This is a genomic window from Pseudomonas sp. B2021, assembly GCF_018135665.1.
Lineage (GTDB): Bacteria > Pseudomonadota > Gammaproteobacteria > Pseudomonadales > Pseudomonadaceae > Aquipseudomonas > Aquipseudomonas lactis.
In genome coordinates, this window is the sequence record NZ_SMOF01000001.1 from 4,474,067 (window position 1) to 4,498,757 (window position 24,691).

At 61.2% G+C, this 24,691-nt stretch carries 25 protein-coding genes; 21 read left to right on the forward strand and 4 right to left on the reverse strand.

Going from position 1 to position 24,691, the window contains the following annotated elements:
* Positions 1-145: 145 nt before the first annotated feature.
* A complete protein-coding gene (gene aceK / locus E1K68_RS20025) occupies positions 146-1,855 on the reverse strand; it encodes a bifunctional isocitrate dehydrogenase kinase/phosphatase (protein ID WP_003193146.1) in 1,710 nt (569 codons plus the stop codon).
* A 161-nt stretch (positions 1,856-2,016) separates the two neighbouring features.
* Between aceK and E1K68_RS20030 the strand changes: the two genes are divergently transcribed.
* Positions 2,017-2,898, forward strand: a complete 882-nt coding sequence (locus tag E1K68_RS20030) for a DMT family transporter (protein ID WP_212614579.1) — start codon at positions 2,017-2,019, stop codon at positions 2,896-2,898.
* A 123-nt stretch (positions 2,899-3,021) separates the two neighbouring features.
* Here the strand turns inward: E1K68_RS20030 and E1K68_RS20035 are convergent, their stop codons facing one another.
* Positions 3,022-3,882 (reverse strand): DMT family transporter, encoded by an 861-nt coding sequence (locus E1K68_RS20035; protein WP_034136158.1) that lies wholly within the window; start codon positions 3,880-3,882, stop codon positions 3,022-3,024.
* A 422-nt stretch (positions 3,883-4,304) separates the two neighbouring features.
* Here E1K68_RS20035 and E1K68_RS20040 point away from each other — a divergent pair, with 422 nt between their 5' ends.
* The gene (locus E1K68_RS20040) at positions 4,305-5,096 is read left to right on the forward strand and encodes a CPBP family intramembrane glutamic endopeptidase (protein ID WP_003193151.1); all 792 of its coding nucleotides are present in this window, start codon (positions 4,305-4,307) and stop codon (positions 5,094-5,096) included.
* A gap of 205 nt (positions 5,097-5,301) precedes the next feature.
* Positions 5,302-6,867, forward strand: a complete 1,566-nt coding sequence (locus tag E1K68_RS20045) for a methyl-accepting chemotaxis protein (RefSeq protein ID WP_003193153.1) — start codon at positions 5,302-5,304, stop codon at positions 6,865-6,867.
* A gap of 115 nt (positions 6,868-6,982) precedes the next feature.
* Here the strand turns inward: E1K68_RS20045 and E1K68_RS20050 are convergent, their stop codons facing one another.
* Positions 6,983-7,675, reverse strand: coding sequence for an alpha/beta family hydrolase (locus E1K68_RS20050; protein ID WP_003193156.1), 693 nt, complete (start codon positions 7,673-7,675; stop codon positions 6,983-6,985).
* Positions 7,676-7,754: 79 nt separating this feature from the next.
* Here E1K68_RS20050 and ccoN (E1K68_RS20055) point away from each other — a divergent pair, with 79 nt between their 5' ends.
* The 16 genes from ccoN (E1K68_RS20055) (at position 7,755) to hemN (ending at position 22,583) form a co-directional block, all read left to right on the forward strand.
* Positions 7,755-9,179: a cytochrome-c oxidase, cbb3-type subunit I gene (gene ccoN / locus E1K68_RS20055; RefSeq protein WP_003193158.1), complete on the forward strand. Its 1,425-nt coding sequence runs from the start codon at positions 7,755-7,757 to the stop codon at positions 9,177-9,179.
* A 10-nt stretch (positions 9,180-9,189) separates the two neighbouring features.
* Complete coding sequence (gene ccoO / locus E1K68_RS20060; RefSeq protein WP_003193159.1) at positions 9,190-9,798, forward strand: cytochrome-c oxidase, cbb3-type subunit II; 609 nt, start codon at positions 9,190-9,192, stop codon at positions 9,796-9,798.
* 3 nt (positions 9,799-9,801) lie between these two features.
* The gene (locus tag E1K68_RS20065) at positions 9,802-10,002 is read left to right on the forward strand and encodes a cbb3-type cytochrome c oxidase subunit 3 (RefSeq protein WP_003193161.1); all 201 of its coding nucleotides are present in this window, start codon (positions 9,802-9,804) and stop codon (positions 10,000-10,002) included.
* On the forward strand, positions 9,999-10,946 hold the full coding sequence (gene ccoP / locus E1K68_RS20070; RefSeq protein ID WP_003193162.1) for a cytochrome-c oxidase, cbb3-type subunit III: 948 nt from the start codon (positions 9,999-10,001) through the stop codon (positions 10,944-10,946). The genes E1K68_RS20065 and ccoP (E1K68_RS20070) overlap by 4 nt, the downstream gene beginning before the upstream one ends.
* A gap of 462 nt (positions 10,947-11,408) precedes the next feature.
* Positions 11,409-12,851, forward strand: coding sequence for a cytochrome-c oxidase, cbb3-type subunit I (gene ccoN / locus E1K68_RS20075; protein ID WP_003193164.1), 1,443 nt, complete (start codon positions 11,409-11,411; stop codon positions 12,849-12,851).
* Positions 12,851-13,459 (forward strand): cytochrome-c oxidase, cbb3-type subunit II, encoded by a 609-nt coding sequence (gene ccoO, locus E1K68_RS20080; RefSeq protein ID WP_003193167.1) that lies wholly within the window; start codon positions 12,851-12,853, stop codon positions 13,457-13,459. The genes ccoN (E1K68_RS20075) and ccoO (E1K68_RS20080) overlap by 1 nt, the downstream gene beginning before the upstream one ends.
* Positions 13,460-13,464: 5 nt before the next feature.
* Complete coding sequence (locus tag E1K68_RS20085) at positions 13,465-13,650, forward strand: CcoQ/FixQ family Cbb3-type cytochrome c oxidase assembly chaperone (RefSeq protein WP_003193169.1); 186 nt, start codon at positions 13,465-13,467, stop codon at positions 13,648-13,650.
* Positions 13,647-14,624: a cytochrome-c oxidase, cbb3-type subunit III gene (gene ccoP / locus E1K68_RS20090; protein ID WP_003193173.1), complete on the forward strand. Its 978-nt coding sequence runs from the start codon at positions 13,647-13,649 to the stop codon at positions 14,622-14,624. The genes E1K68_RS20085 and ccoP (E1K68_RS20090) overlap by 4 nt, the downstream gene beginning before the upstream one ends.
* A 156-nt stretch (positions 14,625-14,780) precedes the next feature.
* Entirely contained in the window at positions 14,781-15,035 is a 255-nt protein-coding gene (locus tag E1K68_RS20095; protein ID WP_003193175.1) for a type II toxin-antitoxin system Phd/YefM family antitoxin, read from the forward strand.
* Positions 15,035-15,445, forward strand: a complete 411-nt coding sequence (locus E1K68_RS20100) for a type II toxin-antitoxin system VapC family toxin (protein WP_034136160.1) — start codon at positions 15,035-15,037, stop codon at positions 15,443-15,445. Before E1K68_RS20095 ends, E1K68_RS20100 begins: the two co-directional genes overlap by 1 nt.
* Before the next feature lie 207 nt (positions 15,446-15,652).
* Complete coding sequence (ccoG, locus tag E1K68_RS20105; RefSeq protein WP_032900812.1) at positions 15,653-17,056, forward strand: cytochrome c oxidase accessory protein CcoG; 1,404 nt, start codon at positions 15,653-15,655, stop codon at positions 17,054-17,056.
* Positions 17,057-17,070: 14 nt separating this feature from the next.
* Positions 17,071-17,610, forward strand: coding sequence for a FixH family protein (locus tag E1K68_RS20110; protein ID WP_003193179.1), 540 nt, complete (start codon positions 17,071-17,073; stop codon positions 17,608-17,610).
* 125 nt (positions 17,611-17,735) lie between these two features.
* Positions 17,736-20,186, forward strand: a complete 2,451-nt coding sequence (locus E1K68_RS20115) for a heavy metal translocating P-type ATPase (RefSeq protein WP_212614580.1) — start codon at positions 17,736-17,738, stop codon at positions 20,184-20,186.
* A 22-nt stretch (positions 20,187-20,208) separates the two neighbouring features.
* Positions 20,209-20,421, forward strand: coding sequence for a cbb3-type cytochrome oxidase assembly protein CcoS (gene ccoS / locus E1K68_RS20120; protein WP_003193184.1), 213 nt, complete (start codon positions 20,209-20,211; stop codon positions 20,419-20,421).
* On the forward strand, positions 20,414-21,097 hold the full coding sequence (locus E1K68_RS20125; protein ID WP_032895833.1) for a sulfite exporter TauE/SafE family protein: 684 nt from the start codon (positions 20,414-20,416) through the stop codon (positions 21,095-21,097). Before ccoS ends, E1K68_RS20125 begins: the two co-directional genes overlap by 8 nt.
* A 103-nt stretch (positions 21,098-21,200) precedes the next feature.
* Positions 21,201-22,583 (forward strand): oxygen-independent coproporphyrinogen III oxidase, encoded by a 1,383-nt coding sequence (gene hemN / locus E1K68_RS20130; RefSeq protein ID WP_212614581.1) that lies wholly within the window; start codon positions 21,201-21,203, stop codon positions 22,581-22,583.
* A gap of 6 nt (positions 22,584-22,589) precedes the next feature.
* On the opposite strand, the gene E1K68_RS20135 is transcribed toward hemN, so the two are convergent.
* Positions 22,590-23,051, reverse strand: coding sequence for a hypothetical protein (locus E1K68_RS20135; protein WP_003193188.1), 462 nt, complete (start codon positions 23,049-23,051; stop codon positions 22,590-22,592).
* 154 nt (positions 23,052-23,205) lie between these two features.
* Between E1K68_RS20135 and fnr the strand changes: the two genes are divergently transcribed.
* Both fnr and E1K68_RS20145 read left to right on the forward strand, forming a co-directional pair.
* Entirely contained in the window at positions 23,206-23,940 is a 735-nt protein-coding gene (gene fnr, locus E1K68_RS20140) for a fumarate/nitrate reduction transcriptional regulator Fnr (protein ID WP_005790290.1), read from the forward strand.
* 76 nt (positions 23,941-24,016) lie between these two features.
* Positions 24,017-24,565, forward strand: a complete 549-nt coding sequence (locus E1K68_RS20145; RefSeq protein ID WP_003193191.1) for an adenine phosphoribosyltransferase — start codon at positions 24,017-24,019, stop codon at positions 24,563-24,565.
* The last annotated feature ends 126 nt before the right edge of the window (positions 24,566-24,691 follow it).

The window sequence follows — 24,691 nt, forward strand, 5'->3', positions numbered from 1 at the left end:
GCGGGCAGCCGGTTGAGCTGCAACGGGAGTAAACCGAACCAAAATGTGGGAGCGGGGTTGCTCGCGAAAGCGGTGGTTCAGTTGATACATCTGTGACTGACACACCGCATTCGCGAGCAAGCCCGCTCCCACAAGGGGGAATGCGTTACAGAGGGTCTTTTCGGCGGTAGGGGAACACGTCGATCACCTTACCGGCACGAATCGCGTCCTGCAGGCCTTTCCAGTAATCAGCGTTGTACAGCTCGCCATGCAGCTCATCGAACAATCTGCGTTGCCCGGCGTCGGCAAACAGGAACGGCGGGAACTCCTCGGGGAACACATCCAGCGGGCCGATGGAGTACCAGGGCTCGGAGGCCATTTCATCCTCGGGGGTGCGCGGCGCGGGGATATGGCGGAAGTTGGCTTCGGTGAGAAAGCAGATTTCGTCGTAGTCGTAGAACACCACGCGGCCGTGGCGGGTGACGCCAAAGTTCTTCAGCAGCATGTCGCCGGGGAAGATATTCGCCGCCGCCAGTTGCTTGATCGCCAGGCCGTAGTCTTCCAACGCTTCGCGCACCTGGGCGGGGTTGGCGTTGTCGAGGTAGAGGTTGAGCGGGGTCATGCGTCGCTCGGTCCAGCAGTGGCGGATAAGCACGGTGTCGCCCTCTACCTCCACAGTACCGGCGGCGACTTCCAGCAACTCGGCCAGGCACTCGGGCTCGAACTTGCTCAAGGGGAAGCGGAAGTCGGCGAACTCCTGGGTATCGGCCATGCGCCCTACCCGGTCGACGCTTTTTACCAGGCGGTACTTTTCGATCACCGTGGCGCGGTTGACATTTTTTGACGGCGAGAAGCGGTCCTTGATGATCTTGAACACCGTATTGAAACCCGGCAGCGTGAACACGCTCATGACCATGCCACGCACACCGGGGGCCATGATGAACTGGTCATCAGTGGTGGCCAGGTGGTTGATCAGCGCGCGGTAGAACTCGGATTTGCCGTGCTTGTAGAAACCGATGGAGGTGTACAGCTCGGCAATGTGCTTGCCCGGCAGGATGCGCTTGAGAAAGCCGATGAATTCCGCGGGCACGGGCACGTCGACCATGAAATAGGAACGGGTGAACGAGAAGATGATCGACACGTCGGCTTCGTCGGTGATCAACGCATCGATCTGAATGCCACGCCCTTCGCGGTGCAGCAGCGGAATCACCAGCGGCCATTGTTCGTCGCGCGTGTAGATGCGCCCCACGAGGTAGGCGCCTTTGTTGCGGTACAGCACCGAGGAAAACAACTCGACCTTGAGGTCTGGGTCCTTGCACACCCAATCCGGCAGGTTTTCACGCAACTGGGCTTCGAGGCGGCGCAGGTCGGCGGGCAGGTCGGCGTAGGGCTCGCTGAAGCTGTAGTCAGAGAAAACCTGCGCGAGCATGTCCGCTATTTTACCGGCCGGCGTGTAGATACGGGTTTGCGCCGCCCGCGCCCGGCGCAGGCTAGGCCGGGTGGTGTGAATGAACATACAGCCGTCGCTGATCAGGTCATGGCTGAACAGGCCGCAGAAGATCGAGTTGTACCAGGTCTCGGACAGTTCATCGTCAAAACGCAGATCGATCAGGCCGATATAGGCGCTTTTTACCAGGGGCCACTGGCCGATGTCCTGCAACGCCGCAGGGTCAAAACTGGCGCGCAGGCGGGTCGTGACCTCAGCGACTTTCTCTTCATAGAGGTTGATGCGCGCGGCCGACGCGGCCTGCCCCTGCTGCCACTGGGCCTTCTCGAAACGCTCACGGGCGCCATCGGTGATCTGGCGGAAGTGCTCACGGTAATCGTCGAAACCGTCGAGGATCATCCGGGCGATAGCGAGGGCGGACTGCGACATGCGGGAAACCTCGAACGGGTATCTGGAAGCCCAGAGCTTAGCCAGTGAACCGAGGCAGGAGAAGAATGATTTTGCACGGCTGTGAACTGACTGCAATTAGCCATTGTGCCGACCTGCCCGCTGGGCAACACTTCTGCGCCCGATTGGCGTAGGAGTTTTCCGTGAGACCTGTTGACACCCTGTATCTGCTGGGGCTGGCTGCCATCTGGGGCGCGAGTTTCCTGTTTATGCGCATGATCGCGCCGGAAATCGGCACGGTGCCCACCGCGTTCTTCCGCGTGTCGATTGCCGTCGCGGGTTTATTGGTGATCCTGGCGATGATGCGCGTGAGCTGGGATTTCCAGGGCAAGTTCAAAACCGTTTTGCTGCTGGGGGTGATCAACTCCGGGATTCCGGCGACCATGTATTCAGTGGCGGCGCAGGTACTGCCGGCGGGTTATTCGGCGATTTTCAACGCCACCACACCGCTGATGGGCGTGCTGATTGGCGGATTGTTTTTCAGCGAACGCCTGACGCCGTCGAAAATCGCAGGTGTCGCCTTGGGGCTGTTTGGCGTTGCCGTGCTCACGCGTGCGGGGCCGGTGGCCTTTGATCTGGAATTATTGATGGGCGCATTGGCGTGCCTGCTGGCAACCACCTGCTATGGCTTTGCCGGTTTCCTGGCGCGGCGTTGGCTGGACCAGCGCGGCGGGTTGGACAGCCGTCTCTCGGCCTTGGGCAGCATGTTGGGGGCGACGTTGTTTCTGTTGCCGTTCTTTGCCTACAGCGCCATCAGCCATCCACCGGCGAGCTGGGGCGGCTGGCAGGTGTGGTCGTCGCTGCTGGGGCTGGGGCTGGTGTGTACGGCGTTTGCCTACATCCTGTACTTCCGCCTGCTGTCATCCATTGGCCCGGTCAAGTCGATGACTGTGACCTTCATGATTCCGCCGTTCGGCGTGTTGTGGGGGGCGTTGCTGTTGGATGAGCCGTTGTCCATGGCCCATCTGTATGGCGGAGTGTTGATTGCCGGGGCGCTGTGGTTGGTACTGCGCCGGTCCAAATAACAACCGCACAACTGTAGGAGCGAGCTTGCTCGCGAAAAACCCGAGAGCACCCTGTTCATTCAGGATGCCCTCGTTATCGTTGACGTTCTTCGCGAGCAAGCTCGCTCCTACAGTGAGTGGTTTTTAGTTTTTACGGAACACGAAGACCAACCCGACGATGATCAACGCCATTCCCAACACGCTCAACAGGGCCAGGCGGTTGCCGAAGATCAGGTAGTCCATCACCGCCGTCACCGCCGGCACCAAGTAGAACAAGCTGGTGACATTCACCAGGTTGCCCCGGGCGATCAGGCGGTACAGCAATAGCGTCGCCAGTACCGACACCACCAGCCCCATCCACAGTACCGGCAGGTAAAAACGCGCACTGTGTTCAAAGTGGAACGGCTGGAACGGCACGAACACCGCGCACAGCAGCAACCCGGCCAGGTATTGCAGTGGCAGCGTGCCCAAGGGGTTGTCGGTGATGCGTTTTTGCATGATCGAGCCAAACGTCATGCTCGCCAGCGCCAGCAGCCCGAACAGCATCCCCGCCAGGGACATGCCCGCCAGCCCGATGCCCTGATACACCACCATGATCAAGCCCGCCAACCCCAACCCCAGGCCGAACAGCCGGCGCCAGGAGCGTTGGCGCTCCATCAGTACCACGGTAAGGATCGGCTGCACGCCCATGATGGTCGCCATCACGCCGGGGGTGACGTTGAGGTCCAGGGCCAGCAGATAGAAAATCTGGTAGGCCCCCAGCAATACCAAGCCCGTCGCCGCCGCATACAGCAGGGGTTTGCCGGGACGAGGCAGCTTCAACTTGAGGATGGGTACCAACACCACCAACCCCATCAGGGCGATGGCAAACCGGATCAACAGAAATGCAAAGGGCGAAGCATGGGCCAGGCCCAACTTGGAGAAGATCGCCCCGCTGCTCCACAGCAAGACAAACACGCTCGTCGAGGCCGCCGCGGCCACGGATTGTTTCGAAAGCACAGACATGGTTACCACCTGTTATCAGGCTAAAAAGCCGACTCAGTAAAAAACTGAATTTCAGTAGGTTTTTTTCAGGCAGGCACGGGGCAACAGCGGATTGCTGATCAGCCCGAAATGCCAACACCCGGCGGTGATACGACTGCGTACACCGGCGTGCTACTGACAGGTGGGGGGTAGTGACTGATCTGCTCAGGCTGCTTGCCCCGGCACGGCACGACCACGGCGTTGACCGCTGAATCGACTACCGCTATGCGCTGGGAAGCTGGCATGTGCTGATCTTTTTTGAAGGGACTAAGACGCGACGACTATAACCAGCCGCAAACATACTTTGCAATCCTTTCCCCCTTGCCTTGTACGTGGAGGCGTTTTCATGCCCTGGAACCTGGCCACTCGCTATAATGCTGCCCGGATTTTTCGAAGGATTTCACATGATTGCTTTGCCCTGGCTGTACCTCACCCTACTTTCCATTGGCTATGTCGTGGCCTTGATCTACGGCCAACTGGGCGTACTGGCGGCGGTCTCCATCGCACTGCTGCTGGTGGCCGGGTACGCCGTGCGCCAGCAACGCAACCCTTGGGCGCGCTACCTGGGTCACGGCTTGTTTATTGTCCTGGCCCTGGGCCTGGCGATGCACTGGCTGCCGGGTTTCTATAACGGCCGCGGTATTGCGCCCCAGCGTTTTACTCCGGACTCAGTGCCCTTCTCGATGTACCTGAACCAGGACAAACCCCTGATCGGCTTCTGGCTGTTGCTGGCCTGCCCATGGATTGTGGCGCGACGCTCATTGCGCCTGTCGATCTGCGTCACGGCCGTGGCCCTGACCCTGGCCGCCATCGCCGCCCTGGGTGGCGCAGCGCTGCTAGGGATGATCAGTTGGGCGCCGAAATGGCCGGACGAGGCGTGGCTGTGGGTGTTGAATAACCTGCTGCTGGTGACGTTGGTCGAAGAAGCGCTGTTTCGCGGGTATATCCAGGGCGGCCTGAGCCGACGCTTCAAACACCTGCCCTATGGCGAGAACCTCGCGCTGCTGTTGGCCTCGCTGTTATTCGGCCTGGTGCATTTTGCTGCGGGTTGGCAGTGGATGCTGCTGGCGAGTATTGCCGGCGTGGGTTACGGCCTGGCCTATCGCTTTGGCGGGCTCGGCGCGGCGATTGCCACGCACTTTGGCTTGAATCTGCTGCACTTCGGGTTGTTCACCTACCCGATGCTCGCAGGCTAAACCTTCCTTACTGTAGGAGCGAGCTTGCTCGCGAAGGACTTCAACGCTAACGCGGGCATCCTGAATGAACGCGTTGCCCTTGAGTGTTTCGCGAGCAAGCTCGCTCCTACAGGGGCAACACCGTTCGCAGGATTGTTGCAAAAATAAGTTAAATAAATGCCCCGCATGGCCGATACCCCCTGAAAGCCTTGCGGATTGAACAATCATGCGTAATAACCAACCCGTTACCCAGCGCGAACGTACCTTCCCCGCTCAGCAACGGTTGATCTCCACCACAGATGCCAAGGGTGTGATTACCTACTGCAACGACGCCTTTGTCGAAATCAGTGGGTTCACCCGCGAAGAACTGATCCGCGCCCCACATAACCTGGTGCGTCACCCGGATGTGCCGCCGGCCGTGTTCGCGCATATGTGGTCCACGCTCAAACAAGGCTTGCCATGGATGGGCATTGTCAAGAATCGCTGCAAGACCGGTGACCACTATTGGGTTAACGCCTATGTGACGCCGGTCTTCGACGGCAACCAGGTGATCGGCTACGAATCGGTGCGCATCAAGCCCACCGCCGAGCAGATCCGCCGGGCCGAAGCGCTCTATCAACGTATCAACCAGGGCAAGTCGGCCGTTCCCCAGCGGGACAAGTGGCTGCCGGTGCTGCAGGACTGGCTGCCGTTTATCCTGGTCAGCCAACTGAGCTTCATGATCGGCGCCACCCTCACCTCCCAATGGGGCTTTGCCCTGGCAGCGGCGCTGTCGGTGCCGTTGGGCCTGCTGGGCTTGAGCTGGCAACAGCGCGGTCTCAAGCGTTTGCTGCGCCTGGCCGAACAGACCACGTCCGACCCGTTGATCGCGCAGATGTACACCGACAGCCGTGGCGCACAAGCGCGTCTGGAAATGTCGATCCTCAGCCAGGAAGCGCGTCTGAAGACCTGTCTTACCCGCCTGCAGGACACCGCCGAGCACCTCAACGACCAGGCGGCGCAGTCCAACACCCTGGCGCACAACAGCTCCAGCGGCCTGGAACGCCAGCGCGTGGAAACCGAACAGGTGGCCACTGCGGTGAACCAGATGGCGGCGACCACCCAGGAAGTGGCCAGCCACGTGCAGCGCACCGCCGATGCCACCCAGGAAGCCAACCGCCTGACCGGGCGCGGCCGCGATATCGCCGGGGAAACCCGCGAGGCGATTCAGCGGCTGTCGGTGGCGGTGGGCGAGACGGGTGTGACCGTCACGCAACTGGCCAAGGACAGCGATGAAATCGGCGGCGTGGTTGATGTGATCAAAGGCATCGCCGACCAGACCAACCTGCTGGCGCTCAACGCCGCCATCGAAGCCGCGCGTGCCGGTGAGATGGGCCGTGGTTTCGCGGTGGTCGCCGATGAAGTGCGCCAACTGGCGCAGCGTACGGCCGAATCCACCGGGCAGATCCATACCCTGATTGCCAAGCTGCAACACACGGCGGCTGCCGCCGTGCAAACCATGGACGCCGGGCACCGCCAGGCTGAAGAAGGTGTAGCGCGGGTGATGGAAGCCGACCAGGCCTTGGTGGGCATCAGTGAGGCGGTGGCCAATATCACCGACATGACCACCCAGATTGCTGCTGCTACCGAAGAGCAAAGCGCGGTGGCCGAGGAGATCAGCCGCAATATCAGCACCATTGCGCTGTTGGCGGACCAGACCTCGGAGCAGGCGATGAACTCGGCGCAACTGAGTGAAGAGTTGACGCATACCGCCAATACTCAGTACTCGCTGGTGGAGCGTTTTAACCGCTGAACGGGCTCGTTCCCACGCTCTGCGTGGGAACGCCTCCTGTGACGCTCTGCGTCACAATTTTAGAGGGGGACGCAGAGCGTCCTGGGCTGCATTCCCACGCGGAGCGCGGGAACGATCAACAACCCCTGAGAACCTCAGCGACGCGCACCGCCGCCGCCTCCAGATGCTGCTCATGGCTGAACCCCGAAGCCTTCAGCGGCTTCAAGTCATGATCCCCCGCCACCAGCCACATCACCTCGATACTGTCTGACAAGTCATAACCTTCTACCGCCGCCCGATTGCCCAAGGCATCGCGCTCGCCCTGCACTATCAACGTCGGCGTCTTCAGCGCAGCCAAGTGCTCCACCCGGGGTTTCTCTGGCTTGCCCACCGCATAGAACGGATAGCCCAGGCACACCAACCCATCGGCGCCCAATTCATCGGCCAACAAACTGGCCATCCGCCCGCCCATGGACTTGCCGCCAATCGCCAGTTTCCCAGCGACATGACGTCGCACCTGGGCATACACCTCACGCCACGCCTCCAGCAGTTTCGGCGCCGGATTCGGCGGGCGTTTGCCCCCGTCCAAGCGGCGCTGGGCCATGTACGGGAACTCGAAGCGCAACACGTTCACGCCATGCGCGGCAAGGCGTGCAGCCATGTCGTTCATGAACGCCGAGTCCATCGGTGCGCCGGCGCCGTGGGCTAGGATCAGCGTGACCGGCTCACCCGACGTCGTGCCCGTGGCGACATCCCACAACCAGCCATGTTCCCGTACACACTGCGCCCATTGATCCCCGTCAATACTGGCCTTGTGCTCTTTGCCCATGCTTGCCTCGCTTTTTAGTCTGCCTATAACTCCAGCCCAAGTGCCGCATTTGCTTGGGTTGAACCGTGGATGGGGAACCATGAACACTACTTTAAGTACCGCCTATAACTACAAGGTGGTCCGCCAATTCGCCATTATGACGGTGGTGTGGGGCATCGTCGGCATGGGGCTCGGGGTTTTTCTCGCCGCCCAATTGGTTTGGCCTGCGCTCAACTTCGATTTGCCTTGGACCAGCTTCGGCCGCCTGCGCCCTTTGCACACCAACGCGGTGATCTTCGCGTTCGGTGGCTGTGCGCTGTTCGCCAGCTCCTTTTACTCGGTGCAACGCACCTGCCAGACGCAGCTGTTCGCGCCGAAAGTCGCCGCGTTCTGCTTCTGGGGCTGGCAGCTTGTGATCCTGCTGGCCGCGATCAGCCTGCCACTGGGCTACACCAGCTCCAAGGAATACGCCGAACTGGAATGGCCGATCGACATCCTGATCACCATCGTCTGGGTCGCCTACGCCATCGTGTTCTTCGGCACGATCATGAAACGCAAGACCAAGCACATCTATGTGGGCAACTGGTTCTTCGGTGCGTTCATCATCACCGTGGCCATTTTGCATATCGTCAATAACCTGGAAATCCCGGTCAGCCTGACCAAGTCCTACTCGCTGTACGGCGGTGCGACGGATGCCATGGTGCAGTGGTGGTATGGGCATAACGCAGTAGGCTTTTTCCTCACTGCGGGCTTCCTCGGCATGATGTACTACTTCGTGCCCAAGCAGGCCGAACGCCCGGTGTATTCGTATCGCTTGTCCATCGTGCACTTCTGGGCGCTGATCACCCTGTACATCTGGGCCGGCCCGCACCACTTGCACTACACCGCTCTGCCGGACTGGGCGCAGTCCCTGGGCATGGTGATGTCACTGGTGCTGCTGGCACCGAGCTGGGGCGGCATGATCAACGGCATGATGACCCTCTCGGGCGCCTGGCATAAGCTGCGCAGCGACCCGATCCTGCGCTTTCTGGTGGTCTCCCTGGCGTTCTACGGCATGTCGACCTTCGAAGGCCCGATGATGGCGATCAAGACCGTCAACGCCCTCTCCCACTACACCGACTGGACCATCGGCCACGTACACGCCGGGGCGCTGGGCTGGGTGGCGATGATCTCCATCGGCGCGCTTTACCACATGATCCCGAAAATCTTCGGTCGCGAGCAGATGTACAGCCTCGGCCTGATCAACGCGCATTTCTGGCTGGCCACCATCGGCACCGTGCTCTACATCGCGTCGATGTGGGTCAACGGCATCGCCCAGGGCCTGATGTGGCGTGCGGTCAACGAAGACGGCACCCTCACCTACTCCTTCGTCGAAACCCTGGTGGCCAGCCACCCAGGCTTCATCGTGCGTCTGGTGGGCGGTGCGATCTTCCTCAGCGGCATGTTCCTGATGGCTTACAACACATGGCGCACCGTGCGTTCGGCGCAACCTGCCGAAGTCACCGCTGCCGCGCAAATGGCCTGAGGAGTCGATGATGAAACACGAAACGATTGAAAAGAACGTCGGCCTGTTGATGCTGCTGATGGTGCTTGCCGTGAGCATCGGTGGCCTGACCCAGATCGTCCCGCTGTTCTTCCAGGACGTGACCAACAAGCCGGTCGAAGGCATGAAGCCCTACACCGCGCTGCAACTGGAAGGCCGCGACATCTACATCCGCGAAGGCTGCGTGCAGTGCCACTCGCAGATGATCCGCCCGTTCCGCGCCGAGACCGAGCGCTACGGCCACTATTCGGTGGCCGGCGAAAGCGTGTGGGACCACCCGTTCCTGTGGGGTTCCAAGCGTACCGGCCCGGACCTGGCCCGCGTCGGCGCACGCTACTCGGACGACTGGCACCGCGCGCACTTATACAACCCGCGCAACGTGGTGCCAGAGTCGAAAATGCCGGCCTACCCCTGGCTGGTCACCGCCGCCGTCGACAGCAGCCACACCGAGACCAAGCTGAAAGTGATGCGCACCCTCGGCGTGCCGTACACCGACGACGACATCAATGGCGCCGTCGCCAGCCTCAAGGGCAAGACCGAGATGGACGCGCTGGTTTCCTACCTGCAAGTGCTCGGCACTGCCATCAAGAGCAAGAGGTGAGCCATGGGATTTGAATTCGATGCAGGCACCATTCGCGGCCTTGGCACGCTGGTGGTCGCCATCGCCTTTATCGGCCTGTCGCTGTGGGTATTCAACAACCGCCGCAATGCGGAATTCGAGCAGGCGCGCCTGCTGCCGTTTGCCGATGAACCTTCCCCACCCGACGCTCAAGCAGAGCCAGCCACAAGGAGCACTCGGCCATGACTACGTTCTGGAGTACATGGATCTGCGTATTGACCCTGGGCAGCCTGATCGGTCTGACCTGGCTGTTGGTCGGCACCCGCAAGGGCGAGACCAAGGGCAGCGTCGACCAGACCATGGGCCACGCCTTCGACGGTATCGAGGAATACGACAACCCGCTGCCCCAGTGGTGGTTCATGTTGTTCGCCGGCACCCTGGTGTTTGCCGTCGGCTACCTGATCCTCTACCCGGGCCTGGGCAACTGGAAAGGCGTACTGCCGGGCTATGAAGACGGCTGGACCCAGACCAAGGAATGGGACAAGGAAATGGCCAAGGCCGACGCCAGGTTCGGGCCGATCTTCGCCAAGTTCGCGGCCATGCCGGTGGAAGAAGTCGCCAAGGACCCGCAAGCGTTGAAGATGGGCGGTCGCCTGTTCGCCTCCAACTGCGCGGTATGCCACGGTTCGGACGCCAAGGGCGCCTATGGTTTCCCCAACCTGGCCGACAATAACTGGCGCTGGGGCGGCTCGGCTGAGGCTATCAAAGCCACCATCCTGAACGGTCGCCACGCGGCGATGCCGGCCTGGGGTGAAGTGCTGGGCGAGGACGGGGTGAAAAACGTCGCCGCCTACGTGCGCCACGACCTGGCCAAGCTGCCGTTGCCTGCTGACAACAGCGCAGACCTGGCAGCCGGGCAAGCCGCGTTCAACACCACCTGCGTGGCCTGCCACGGCCCACAAGGCCACGGTGTGGAAGCCATGGGCGCGCCTAACCTGACCGAGCCTGCCGGTTTTATCTACGGCACCAGCCTGGCGCAGCTGCAGCAGACCATCCGCCATGGTCGCCAGGGCCAGATGCCAGCCCAGGATGTGCTGCAAGGCAATGACAAGGTGCACCTGCTGGCGGCTTACGTGTACAGCTTGTCCCATAACGCTGAAGGTGCAACGCCAGACAGCGCGACCGAGTAACCGCTGCCCCGGCCCGGGGCGGCAACCCGTTTCACTGTAGGAGCGAGCTTGCTCGCGAAGCACTTCAGAGCGCCGCGTTTATACTGGATAAGCGTGGTGCCCTCAGGTTCTTCGCGAGCAAGCTCGCTCCTACAGGGATCCGGTGTTGTTTTCATTTGCGCGACCAAGTGTCGCACCCCTTCCAAGCCCACCTTTCCCCTCCTCCTATTCGGGTCTACGCTTGTTCCCACAGTGGACCATTCCTGGCCTACGCGACGGTAGCCGTTGCGCCCCTGAAATTTCCTGTCCACTCGATCAGCTTTCTATTTTGGATTTTGTCCCTACGCCAAACATGGAAAGGGCGCAGAATCTGGCGTGGAACGCATTGATCCAGGTCAGCCATTGCGTTGCAATGGCCCCTCGCTTTCTACATACTTGCGACCGATTTTACCTATAAAAAAACCTAAACCGTGGAACCTTAGAATGAGCACAGCAATCAGTCCGACTGCTTATAACTATAAGGTAGTCCGCCAGTTCGCCATCATGACGGTGGTCTGGGGGATCCTTGGCATGGGGCTCGGGGTGTTCATCGCCTCGCAACTGGTTTGGCCGCAATTGAATTTCGACCTGCCCTGGACGACCTTCGGCCGCCTGCGCCCGCTGCACACCAACCTGGTGATCTTCGCCTTCGGCGGATGTGCACTGTTTGCCACCTCCTACTATGTCGTGCAGCGCACCTGCCAGACGCGACTGATCTCCGATGGCCTTGCCGCCTTCACCTTCTGGGGCTGGCAGGCGGTCATCGTCGGCGCCATCATCAGCCTGCCCCTGGGCTACACCACCACCAAGGAATACGCCGAGCTGGAATGGCCGATCGCCATTTTGCTTGCCATCGTGTGGGTGACCTACGGCCTGGTGTTCTTCGGCACCATCGTCAAGCGCAAGACCAAGCACATCTACGTGGGCAACTGGTTCTACGGCGCCTTTATCGTGGTCACGGCGATGCTGCACATCGTCAACCACGCCTCCCTGCCGGTGAACCTGTTCAAGTCCTACTCGGCCTACTCCGGTGCGACGGACGCGATGATCCAGTGGTGGTACGGCCACAACGCCGTAGGCTTCTTCCTCACCACCGGCTTTCTGGGGATGATGTACTACTTCGTGCCCAAGCAGGCCGAGCGTCCGATCTATTCTTATCGCCTGTCCATCGTGCACTTCTGGGCGCTGATCACCCTGTACATCTGGGCCGGCCCTCACCACTTGCACTACACCGCCTTGCCGGATTGGGCACAGTCCCTGGGCATGGCGATGTCGATCATCCTGCTGGCACCAAGCTGGGGCGGCATGATCAACGGCATGATGACCCTCTCGGGCGCCTGGCATAAGCTGCGCACCGACCCGATCCTGCGGTTTTTGGTGGTGTCTTTGGCGTTCTACGGCATGTCGACCTTCGAAGGGCCGATGATGGCGATCAAGACCGTCAACTCGCTGTCCCACTATACCGACTGGACCATCGGCCACGTGCACGCTGGCGCTCTCGGTTGGGTGGCGATGATCTCCATCGGCGCGCTGTACCACATGATCCCCAAACTGTTCGGCCGCGCGCAGATGCACAGCGTCGGGCTGATCAATGCGCACTTCTGGCTGGCCACTATCGGCACCGTGCTCTACATCGCCTCGATGTGGGTCAACGGCATCACCCAGGGCTTGATGTGGCGTGCGATCAACGATGACGGCACCCTCACCTACTCCTTCGTCGAAGCGCTGCAAGCCAGCCACCCGGGCTTTATCGTACGTGCCCTGGGCGGTGCGTTCTTTGCCAGCGGCATGCTGTTGATGGCCTACAACGTGTGGCGCACCGTGCGTGCCAGCGACCCTGTTGAAGCCGAAGCCGCCACCAAGATCGCCGTTGTGGGAGCTCACTGATGAAGCATGAAGTCGTCGAGAAGAACATCGGCCTGCTGGCCTTCTTCATGGTCATCGCCGTGAGCATTGGCGGCCTGACCCAAATCGTCCCGCTGTTTTTCCAGGACGTGACCAACAAGCCGGTCGAAGGCATGAAGCCACGCACCGCCCTTGAACTGGAAGGCCGCGATGTCTACATCGCCAACGGTTGCGTGGGCTGCCACTCGCAGATGATCCGCCCCTTCCGCGCCGAAACCGAACGCTACGGCCACTACTCGGTTGCCGGTGAAAGCGTGTGGGACCACCCGTTCCTGTGGGGTTCCAAGCGCACCGGCCCGGACCTGGCCCGTGTGGGTGGGCGCTACTCCGATGACTGGCAGCGTGCGCACCTGTACAACCCGCGCAACGTCGTGCCGGAGTCGAAAATGCCGGCGTACCCGTTCCTCGTGGAAAACAAGCTCGACGGCAAGGACACCGCCAAGAAGATGGAAGTCTTGCGCACCCTGGGCGTGCCCTACACCGACGAAGACATCGCCGGTGCGGCCGCCGCCGTGAAGGGCAAGACCGAAATGGACGCATTGGTGGCCTACCTGCAAGGCCTTGGCACCATCATCAAAAGCAAACGGTGACCTTCATGGATATCGGGATGATTCGTGGCCTGGGCACCGTTGTGGTGATGGTGGCCTTTATCGGCCTGGCGTTGTGGGTGTTCAGCCCACGGCGCAAGTCGGAGTTTGACGACGCGACCATGCTGCCCTTCGCAGATGACCCCGAAGCCATCAAGCACGTCGAGCAAGCTTCTAGGAGTAACAAAGAATGACTACGTTCTGGAGTCTGTACGTCACAGTCCTCAGTCTGGGTACCATCTTCGCCCTGACCTGGCTGCTGCTGTCGACCCGCAAGGGCCAGCGCACCGAGCAGACGGACGAGACCGTCGGCCACTCGTTCGACGGCATCGAGGAGTACGACAACCCGCTGCCCAAGTGGTGGTTCATGCTGTTTGTCGGCACAATCGTCTTCGCCCTTGGTTACCTGGTGCTCTACCCTGGCCTGGGCAACTGGAAGGGCCTGCTGCCAGGCTACAACTACCTCGACAACGACAAGCAAACCCCCTTCGCCAACGGCCAGACCGGCTGGACCGGCGTGCACGAATGGGAAAAGGAAATGGCCAGGTCGGAAGCCAAGTTCGGGCCGATCTTCGCCAAGTTCGCGTCGATGCCGATTGAAGAAGTCGCCAAGGACCCACAAGCCTTGAAGATGGGCGGCCGCCTGTTCGCCTCCAACTGCTCGGTGTGCCACGGCTCCGACGCCAAGGGCGCCTACGGTTTCCCCAACCTGACCGACGCCGACTGGCGCTGGGGCGGCGAACCCAACACCATCAAGGAAACCATCATGAAGGGCCGGCACGCGGTGATGCCAGGCTGGGCTGAAGTCATCGGCGAGCAGGGCGTAGCCGACGTAGCAGCCTTTGTAGTGACCAACCTCGACGGCCGCAAACTGCCGGAAGGCGCCAAGGCCGACGTGGCCAACGGCGAGAAACTCTTCGCCGCCAACTGCGTGGCCTGCCACGGCCCGGCGGGTAAAGGCACGCCAGCGATGGGCGCCCCCGACCTGACGCATCCGGGTGCGTTCATCTACGGTTCAAGCTTTGCGCAACTGCAACAGACCATCCGTTATGGCCGCCAGGGCCAGATGCCGGCGCAGGAGCAGTTGCAAGGGAATGACAAGGTGCACCTGCTTGCGGCGTATGTATATAGCTTGTCTCATGGGGATAAGAAGGCTGAGGAGCAGTAAGACCTCTGAAACAATGGAGCCCCGCGCAGCGGGGCTTTTTTGTTCTGGCGCCGAACCTTGCAAAGCCAACTCTACCGTTCGTAACCTCAACCTTGCCGCGCGCACTCGCCAAGTAGTAACGTAACTACATTAAGTCCAGCGAAGGGGGCCTACCCCATGACCATCACGACCATTTCCAGCCGCGAATTCAATCAAGACACAAGTGGTGCCAAAAAAGCCGCCCGCAAAGGGCCGGTTTTTATCACTGATCGCGGCAAGCCTGCCCATGTACTGCTAAGCATTGAGGAGTACCAGAAGCTGACAGGTCTGAACGCCGACATTGTCGACCTGTTGGTGATGCCGGAAGCGGCCGATATCGACTTCGAAACCGAACGTGCCGTGATCATTCATCGACCCGTGGACTTTTCTTGATGTATCTACTCGACACAAATGTGATCTCTGAACTGCGTAAACCTCAGGCTGATGCAAATGTCGTGGCTTGGGCAAAAAGCGTAGTAGCGCCGCGCATGTTTATTTCGGCGATCACGCTGAAGGAACTGGAAACCGGAGTCCTGCGAATTGAACGGCGAGACCCGGTTCAGGGGAAGGTGTTGAGAACCTGGCTCAAGCGTCATGTAATGCCCGCCTTCGATGCCAGAATCCTGCCCGTCGATGCAGCAGTCGCGTTGCGTTGCGCGCACTTGCATGTACCCGACCAAGCCAACGAAAGCGATGCATTGATTGCCGCAACCGCGCTGGTTCACGGACTCACCGTAGTCACGCGCAACGTCAGCGACTTCAAATCGAGTGGCGTGCCACTGCTCAATCCATGGGACGAATGACCGGCTTACTGGCAAAAACCGTCCATACTTGCCAAGTCAATTGATCCAGATCACGTACACCATCAATTGATTTCCCCCAACGCGACCAAAGGTCGCACCCTTTGCACACCCTCGGGGGCGTATCATTAGGCCACTGCAACACCCTTAATTTGACCCCGGTTGGCACGTACTGGCCGAGGCAAATCTCCACCGCCGTGGGATGCAATGATGAGCGACCAGATACCGGTACATAACGTTACCCCGCCTGCCAAGACCGTCGACCTCTACGCTTCGAGAGAGAAGATTTACACCCGCGCCTTCACTGGCTTGTTCCGCAACCTGCGCATGGTCGGCGGTGCCGCTCTGTTCCTGCTCTACTTCGGCACCGTGTGGCTGAACTGGGGCGGTCACCAGGCGGTGTGGTGGAACCTGCCGGAGCGTAAGTTCTTTATTTTCGGTGCAACGTTCTGGCCCCAGGATTTCATCCTGCTCTCGGGCATTCTCATTGTGGCGGCATTTGGCCTGTTCTTTATCACCGTGTACGCCGGGCGCGTGTGGTGCGGCTATACCTGCCCGCAAAGCGTATGGACATGGATCTTCATGTGGTGCGAAAAGGTCACCGAAGGCGACCGCAACCAGCGCATCAAGCTCGACAAGGCGCCGATGAGCGCCAACAAGTTCCTGCGCAAGTTCAGCAAGCACAGCCTGTGGCTGCTGATCGGCTTTGCCACCGGCATCACCTTCGTCGGCTACTTTTCACCGATCCGCGAACTGGTATTCGATTTCTTCACCGGCCAGGCCGATGGCTGGTCATATTTCTGGGTGGGTTTCTTCACTCTCGCCACCTACGGCAACGCCGGCTGGCTGCGTGAGCAGGTGTGCATCTACATGTGCCCCTATGCGCGCTTCCAGAGTGTGATGTTCGACAAGGACACCTTGATCGTGTCCTATGACCCGCGCCGTGGCGAAGTGCGTGGGCCACGTAAAAAGGGTACCGACTACAAGGCCCAAGGCCTGGGCGACTGCATCGACTGCACGATGTGCGTGCAGGTGTGCCCTACCGGTATCGATATCCGCGACGGGCTGCAAATCGAATGCATCGGCTGCGCCGCCTGTATCGATGCCTGCGATAACATCATGGACAAGATGGAGTACCCACGCGGCCTGATCAGCTACACCACCGAACACAACCTGTCGGGGCAGAAAACCCATAAGCTGCGCCCGCGCCTGATCGGTTACGCCCTGGTGTTGCTGGCGATGATCAGCCTGTTGGTGGCGGCCTTCTTCATGCGCTCGCTGGTGGGTTTCGACGTCAGCAAGGACCGCGTGCTGTACCGCGAGAACGCCGAAGGGCGCATCGAAAACGTCTACAGCCTGAAGATCATGAACAAAGACCAGCGCGACCACACCTACGTGCTCGACGCCGCTGGGCTGCCCGACCTCAAGCTGCAAGGCCGGCGCGAAATCAAAGTGGCCGCCGGCGATATCGTCAGCATGCCAGTGGAGTTGTCGAGTGCGCCGGAGCAGTTGCCGTCGAGCACCAACGAGGTGACCTTCATCCTCGAAGACGCCGATGACACCAGCGTTCATATTGAAGCCAAGAGCCGATTCATCGGCCCACAAGTCCGTTAACAGGGAACATACCCATGCCCGCAACTACTGCCGCCAGCCCTTGGTACAAGCACCTCTGGCCCTGGATCATCATCGCGATCCTGGCCTGCTCGGTGACCCTGACCTTGTCCATGGTGACCATCGCGGTGAATAACCCGGACAACCTGGTCAACGACAACTACTACGAGGCCGGCAAAGGCATCAACCGTTCCCTGGACCGCGAACGCCTGGCCCAGACCCTGCAACTGCGCGGCAAGCTGCACCTGGACGAACTGACCGGCGAGGTCGAGCTGCAACTGACTGGCTACAGCAATCCGAAAACCCTGGAGCTGAACCTTATCTCCCCGACCCAGCCAGAGAAGGATCGCAAGATCAACCTCACCCGCAGCGACAGTGAGCAAGGCCGCTACATCGGCCAGGTCACCGACAAGGTCGAAGGTCGCCGTTTCGTGGAACTGCTTGGCGTGGAGGGCGGCAACACCTGGCGCCTGTTCGAAGAAGAAGAGGTCAGCCACGACAAGGACTTGCTGCTGGGTGACGAACCGTTGCAGGGCGCTGAAGACCTGAAGAAGTAGACGATGATCGTTCCCACGCTCTGCGTGGTAACGCCTTGCTGGACGCTCTGCGTCCGCTTTGTGACGCAGAGCGTCACGGGCAACATTCCCACGCAAAGCGTGGGAACGATCTGCGGAACTGAGCAATGACCCAACCCACCCCCTGCTACCACTGCGCCCTACCCGTCCCCTCCGGCAGCCGGTTCACCGCCCAGATCCTCGGCGAACGCCGCGAACTCTGCTGCCCGGGCTGCCAGGCCGTGGCCGAGGCGATAGTGGCCGGCGGGCTGGAAAGCTATTACCAACACCGCAGCGAAGCCTCGGCCAACCCCGAGGCGCTGCCCGTGCAATTGGTGGACGAACTGACGCTGTACGACCGCGCCGATGTGCAAAAACCTTTTGTGCGCCATCAAGGCGACCTGGCCGAAACCACCCTGCTGATGGAAGGCATCAGTTGCGCCGCCTGCGGCTGGTTGATCGAGAAACACCTGCGCAGCCTGCCTGCCGTGGCCGAAGCGCGATTGAACCTGTCCAACCACCGCCTGCACGTGCGCTGGGCCGATGGGCAATTGCCGTTGAGCCAACTGCTCAGCGAGCTGCGCCATATCGGTTACGCCGCCCACCCTTACCAGGCCGACCGCGCCGCCGAACAATTAGCCAGCGAAAACCGCCTGGCCCTGCGACAACTGGGGGTCGCTGGTTTGCTGTGGTTCCAGGCCATGATGGCAACCATGGCCACCTGGCCGGAATTCAATATCGACCTGAGCCCGGAATTGCACGTCATCCTGCGCTGGGTGGCGATGTTTCTGACCACGCCCATCGTGTTCTACAGCTGCGCGCCCTTCTTCAAAGGCGCCCTGCGTGACTTGCGCACACGGCACCTGACCATGGACGTGTCGGTGTCCGTGGCGATTGGCGGCGCGTACCTGGCCGGCATCTGGACCGCGATCACTGGCGTAGGCGAATTGTATTTCGATGCCGTGGGCATGTTTGCCCTGTTCCTGCTGGCCGGGCGCTACCTTGAGCGCCGCGCCCGGGAACGCACCGCGGCAGCCACTGCCCAACTGGTCAACCTGTTGCCCGCCTCCTGCTTGCGCCTCAAGGATGATGGACAGAGCGAACGCATCCTGCTCAGCGAATTGGCGCTGGGTGATCGTGTGCTGGTGCATCCCGGTGCGGTGCTGCCGGCGGATGGCGTAATTCTCGACGGCCAATCCAGCATCGATGAATCCCTGCTGACCGGCGAGTACCTGCCGCAACCTCGGCGTACGGGTGACAGCGTCACGGCCGGCACGCTGAATGTCGAAGGCGCGCTCACCGTCCAAGTGCGCGCCCTGGGGCATGACACGCGCTTGTCCGCCATCGTGCGCCTGCTGGAGCGCGCCCAGGCCGAGAAGCCGCGCCTGGCACAGATCGCCGACCGCGCTGCGCAGTGGTTCTTGTTGTGCTCACTGATCGCCGCCGCGCTGATCGGCCTGCTGTGGTGGGAGCTGGACCCATCCCGAGCGTTCTGGATTGTGCTGGCGATGCTGGTGGCGACCTGTCCGTGCGCCCTGTCCCTGGCCACGCCCACCGCGCTCACCGCCGCCACCGGCACCTTGCACAGTCTCGGGTTGCTGCTGACCCGCGGCCATGTGCTCGAGGGCCTGAACCAGATTGATACGGTGATTTTCGACAAGACCGGCACCCTCACCGAAGGGCGCCTGGCGTTGCGCGCCATTCGGCCCTTGAGTGCGCTGGACAGCGACCAATGCCTGGGCCTTGCCGCCGCCCTGGAGAACCGTTCCGAACACCCGATTGCCCGTGCCTTCGGCCGTGCGCCGCTGGCCGCTGATGAAGTGCTGAGCACTCCAGGCCTGGGCCTGGAAGGTCGTGTGGGAGAACGTCTGTTGCGCATCGGCCAGCCGGGTTTTGTCTGTGAACTCAGTGGCTGCGCGATTCCCGCCTCGCCGGACGAGGCCGGGCAATGGCTGCTGCTGGGCGACCACAGCGGTGCCCTGGCCTGGTTCGTACTGGATGACCGCCTGCGCAGCGACGCACCCGCCTTGCTCGCCGCATGCAAGGCGCGGGGCTGGCGCACGCTGCTACTCTCGGGGGACAGTTCGCCGATGGTGGCCAGTGTCGCTTCTGAGCTGGGTATCGACGAAGCCCACGGCAGCCTGCGCCCTGACGACAAGCTGCAGGTACTGCAAAACCTGCACAAAGAAGGTCGCAAAGTGTTGATGCTCGGCGATGGGGTCAATGATGTGCCAGTGCTGGCCGCTGCCGATATCAGTGTGGCGATGCGCTCGGCCACCGACCTTGCGAAAACCAGCGCCGATGCGGTGCTGTTGTCCAACCGCCTGGATGCGCTGGTGCAGGCCTTCAGCCTGGCGCGGCGCACTCGCCGGGTGATCATCGAGAACCTGTTGTGGGCCGGGTTGTACAATGGGCTTATGCTGCCGTTTGCCGCCCTGGGTTGGATCACGCCCATCTGGGCGGCGATCGGCATGTCCATCAGTTCGTTGACCGTGGTGCTCAACGCGTTGCGCCTGACTCGCCTGCCGAGCGCGCAAGCCCCGGGCACCGCCCCACTAACCCGCCCGCTGCCGGCCTGAGCCGCGCGGGCATGGAGTACAGATGCCAGCTCTCTACGTGATGATTCCGGCGGCACTGCTATTAGTGGGTGTGGCCATCTACATCTTCTTCTGGGCCGTGGACAGCGGCCAATACGAAGACCTCGATGGCCCGGCCCACAGCGTGCTGTTCGACGACCAGGACCCGAACCACCTAGCCGCCATCGACGAAGCCAACAGCCCCGAGCAGCCGCCCAAAGAGCCCCCTCATGCTTGAGCTGGCGCCCTTGCTGGTCTCGGCGCTGATCCTCGGCCTGCTCGGCGGCGGCCATTGCCTGGGCATGTGCGGCGGACTGATGGGCGCGCTGACCCTGGCGATCCCCAAGGAACAACGCAGCCGCCGTTTTCGCCTGCTGCTGGCGTATAACCTGGGGCGCATCCTCAGCTATGCAACCGCCGGCTTACTGATCGGCCTGGCCGGCTGGGCAGTGGCCAACAGCCCGGCGGCGATGTTCATGCGAGTGCTTGCCGGGCTGCTGCTGATCTGTATGGGCCTGTACCTGGCCGGCTGGTGGAGCGGCCTCACCCGTATCGAAAGCCTGGGACGCGGCCTGTGGCGGCATCTGCAGCCGGTGGCCAACCGTTTGCTGCCGGTGTCCAGCCTGCCGCGAGCCTTGCTGCTGGGCGCGCTGTGGGGCTGGTTGCCGTGCGGGCTCGTCTACAGCACCCTGCTATGGGCGGCGAGCCAGGGCAATGCACTGGACAGCGCCTTGCTGATGCTGGCGTTCGGGCTGGGCACCTGGCCGGTGCTGCTGGCCACCGGGCTGGCCGCCGAACGGGTGACGGCGTTATTGCGCAAGCGCAGCGTGCGTGTGGCCGGTGGCGTGCTGGTGATGATCTTCGGTCTCTGGACCTTGCCTGGCCCCCACCAGCACTGGCTCATGGGGCATTAACAGGCCCTGTGGCATAGCGCCGCTCCCCGTTGATGCAAATCAAGATGCCTGCACCGCCCTGCCCCTAGACTCGGCCCACTAGCCAATCCGGGGGACCGCCCGCATGCTCGACGCCATTCGTTGGGACACAGATCTGATTCACCGCTACGACTTGGCGGGGCCGCGCTACACGTCCTACCCCACCGCCGTACAATTTGACAGCCAGGTCGGCACCTTCGACCTGCTCCACGCCCTGCGTGACAGCCGCAAGGCCGTGCGGCCACTGTCGCTGTATGTGCATGTGCCGTTCTGCGCCAACATTTGCTACTACTGCGCCTGCAACAAGGTGATCACCAAGGACCGTGGCCGCGCCCAGGCCTACCTGCAGCGCATGGAGCAGGAAATCCAATTGGTGGCCTGCCACCTCGACCCGCAGCAGCCCGTGGAGCAACTGCATTTCGGCGGCGGTACGCCAACCTTTCTCAGCCACGATGAACTGCGCCAGGTGATGAAATGCCTGCGCCAGCATTTCAATTTGCTGGAGGACGACTCGGGCGACTACGGCATCGAAATCGACCCGCGCGAAGCCGACTGGGCCACCATGGGCCTGCTGCGCGAACTGGGCTTCAACCGCGTGAGCATTGGGCTGCAAGACCTCGACCCCGAGGTGCAACGGGCGGTCAATCGCCTGCAAAGCCTGGAAGAAACCCGCGCCGTGATCGATGCAGCGCGCACCTTGCAATTTCGCTCGATCAATATCGACCTGATCTACGGCCTGCCCAAGCAGTCGCCGTTGAACTTTGCGCGCACCGTGGAAGAAGTCATCCGCTTGCAGCCTGACCGCCTGTCGGTGTTCAACTACGCGCACCTGCCGGAACGCTTCATGCCCCAACGGCGGATCAACACCGACGACCTGCCCTCGCCGGCAGAAAAACTGCTGATGCTGCAAACCACCATCGAACAACTGACCCAGGCCGGTTACCGCTACATCGGCATGGACCACTTTGCCCTGCCGGACGACGAACTGGCGGTGGCCCAGGAAGAAGGCAAGCTGCAGCGCAATTTCCAGGGTTACACCACCCACGGGCACTGCGACCTCATTGGGTTGGGGGTGTCGGCGATCAGCCAGATCGGCGACCTGTATTGCCAGAACAGCAGCGACCTGAACCAGTATCAGAACGCTTTGGCGGGCGCGCAGTTGGCGACCAGCCGCGGCCTGGTCTGCACCACCGACGACCGCTTGCGCCGGGACGTGATCCAGCAACTGATCTGTAATTTCAACCTGGCATTCGAGGGGATCGAACAGGCGTACAACATCGATTTTCGCGGCTACTTTGCCGAGCTATGGCCACAATTGCAGACCATGGCTGACGATGGCTTGATTGAACTCGACGTCCAGGGCATTCGCGTGCTGCCGGCCGGGCGCTTGCTGGTGCGCTCGGTGTGCATGGTGTTCGATGCCTACCTGGAGCACCAGAACAGGCAACGGTTTTCGCGGGTTATCTAAAGGCCCTTATTTCATGGCCAAGCTGGCGGCCTTGACTGCATCACCGGCACTCATGTCTTTCATCGCCTTGGTCAGGGACGCCTGGGCGCTAGTCAAGCTGGCTTGCAGTGCGCTCAACGCTGACTGCAGCCCGGAGAGTCGGGCACGGGCCTGTTCAGGGCTGAGATTTCTGTCGGCCATTACCGCAGCCATCTCGGCCTGTTTCTCGGCAATCTGCTTTTTGATCTCACGAATCATCTTCAGCAGATTCTTGACGTTGTCCGCCAAGCCACTGTCGTCGATGTCACTGTTTGAGGTTTTCTCAGCCGCCGCCGCTTTCATCGCAGCACCGGAAATGGTCACTGACACCGCAGGCTTGGCTTCATCCGTCGGCGCAACCGCAGCAGCATCGGTCGCGGCAGCCTTCTTGGTTTCGGGCAGTGCCTGGATCTGGGTACGTGAAGCCAGTTGTGTACTGAGGGATAACATGGTCTGAGCCACCGCGTTGGTATTCGATGGCAGTGCTATCGGCCGTTTCGGGCAAATCTTTACTTCGCGACAGGTTTTTGTACAGGCTGGCCTCCGTGGCCCCCAGTGCGTTACCCTTACGTCTTATGTGTGTTTTCCCACAAGGATTTAAGAAATGTCCGAGCCAGTCAAACTGCGCGCTCACAGCCAGGCCCATTGCAAGGATTGCAGCCTGGCCCCCCTCTGCCTGCCACTTTCATTGAATCTGGAAGACATGGATGCGCTGGACGACATCGTCAAACGCGGCCGCCCGCTGAAAAAAGGCGAGTTTCTGTTTCGCCAGGGCGACAAGTTTGATTCCGTCTATGCAGTACGTTCGGGCGCATTGAAGACCTTCAGCCTCAGCGACGGCGGCGAAGAGCAAATCACCGGTTTCCACCTGCCCAGCGAGTTGGTCGGGCTGTCGGGGATGGACACCGAGATTCACCCGGTGTCGGCCCAGGCCCTGGAGACGACGTCGGTGTGCGAAATTCCTTTCGAGCGCCTGGATGAATTGGCCCTGCAACTGCCGCAATTGCGCCGCCAATTGATGCGCGTGATGAGCCGCGAGATTCGTGACGACCAGCAAATGATGCTGCTGCTGTCGAAGAAAACCGCCGACGAGCGCATCGCCACGTTCCTGGTCAACCTGTCGGCGCGCTTCCGTGCCCGTGGGTTCTCGGCCAACCAGTTCCGCCTGAGCATGTCGCGCAATGAGATCGGCAATTACCTGGGCCTGGCAGTGGAGACCGTGTCCCGCGTGTTTACCCGCTTCCAGCAGAACCAGTTGATTGCCGCAGAAGGTAAAGAGGTGCATATCCTCGACCCGATCCAGCTGTGTGCATTGGCTGGCGGTTCTCTGGAGGTCTGACCCAGACTGCGGCCGCGCCAATCGGCGAGGCCGCAGGTATACTTCGGGTCCGTTTTCCGCTCTGGACTCCTCGACGATGACCTTTGATTCGTTCGACATCAAATCCCTGATTCGCCCCGTCATCGACTTCCCCAAGCCTGGGGTGATCTTCCGTGACATCACGCCGCTGTTCCAATCGCCCCGCGCCTTGCGCCTGGTAGCCGACAGCTTTGCCCAACGCTATGTCGAAGCCGACTTCACCCATATCGGTGCGATGGATGCCCGTGGCTTCCTGATCGGCTCGATCATCGCCTACCAGCTCAACAAGCCGCTGATCCTGTTTCGCAAGCAAGGCAAGCTGCCGGCGGACGTGCTGGCCGAGGGTTACCAGACCGAGTACGGCGAAGCCTTCCTGGAAGTGCACGCCGACAGCCTGTGCGAAGGCGATTCTGTGCTGATGTTCGATGACCTGATCGCCACCGGCGGCACCCTGATTGCGGCGGCGAACCTGGTGCGGCGCATGGGGGCAAAGATTTTTGAGGCTGCGGCGATTATTGATTTGCCAGAGCTGGGTGGCTCGCAGCGTTTGGCAGACATGGGGATTCCGACGTTTTGCCTGACGCAGTTTGGGCTGACTGAGAGATAAGCGTCGTCAGTACTGCCGTCATCGCGGGCAAGCCCGGCTCCCACCTTGGAATGCATTCCCCTGTGGGAGCGGGCTTGCCTGCGATGAGGCCGGTCTGGGCACTCTCAATTTCAAGGAAGAACACTT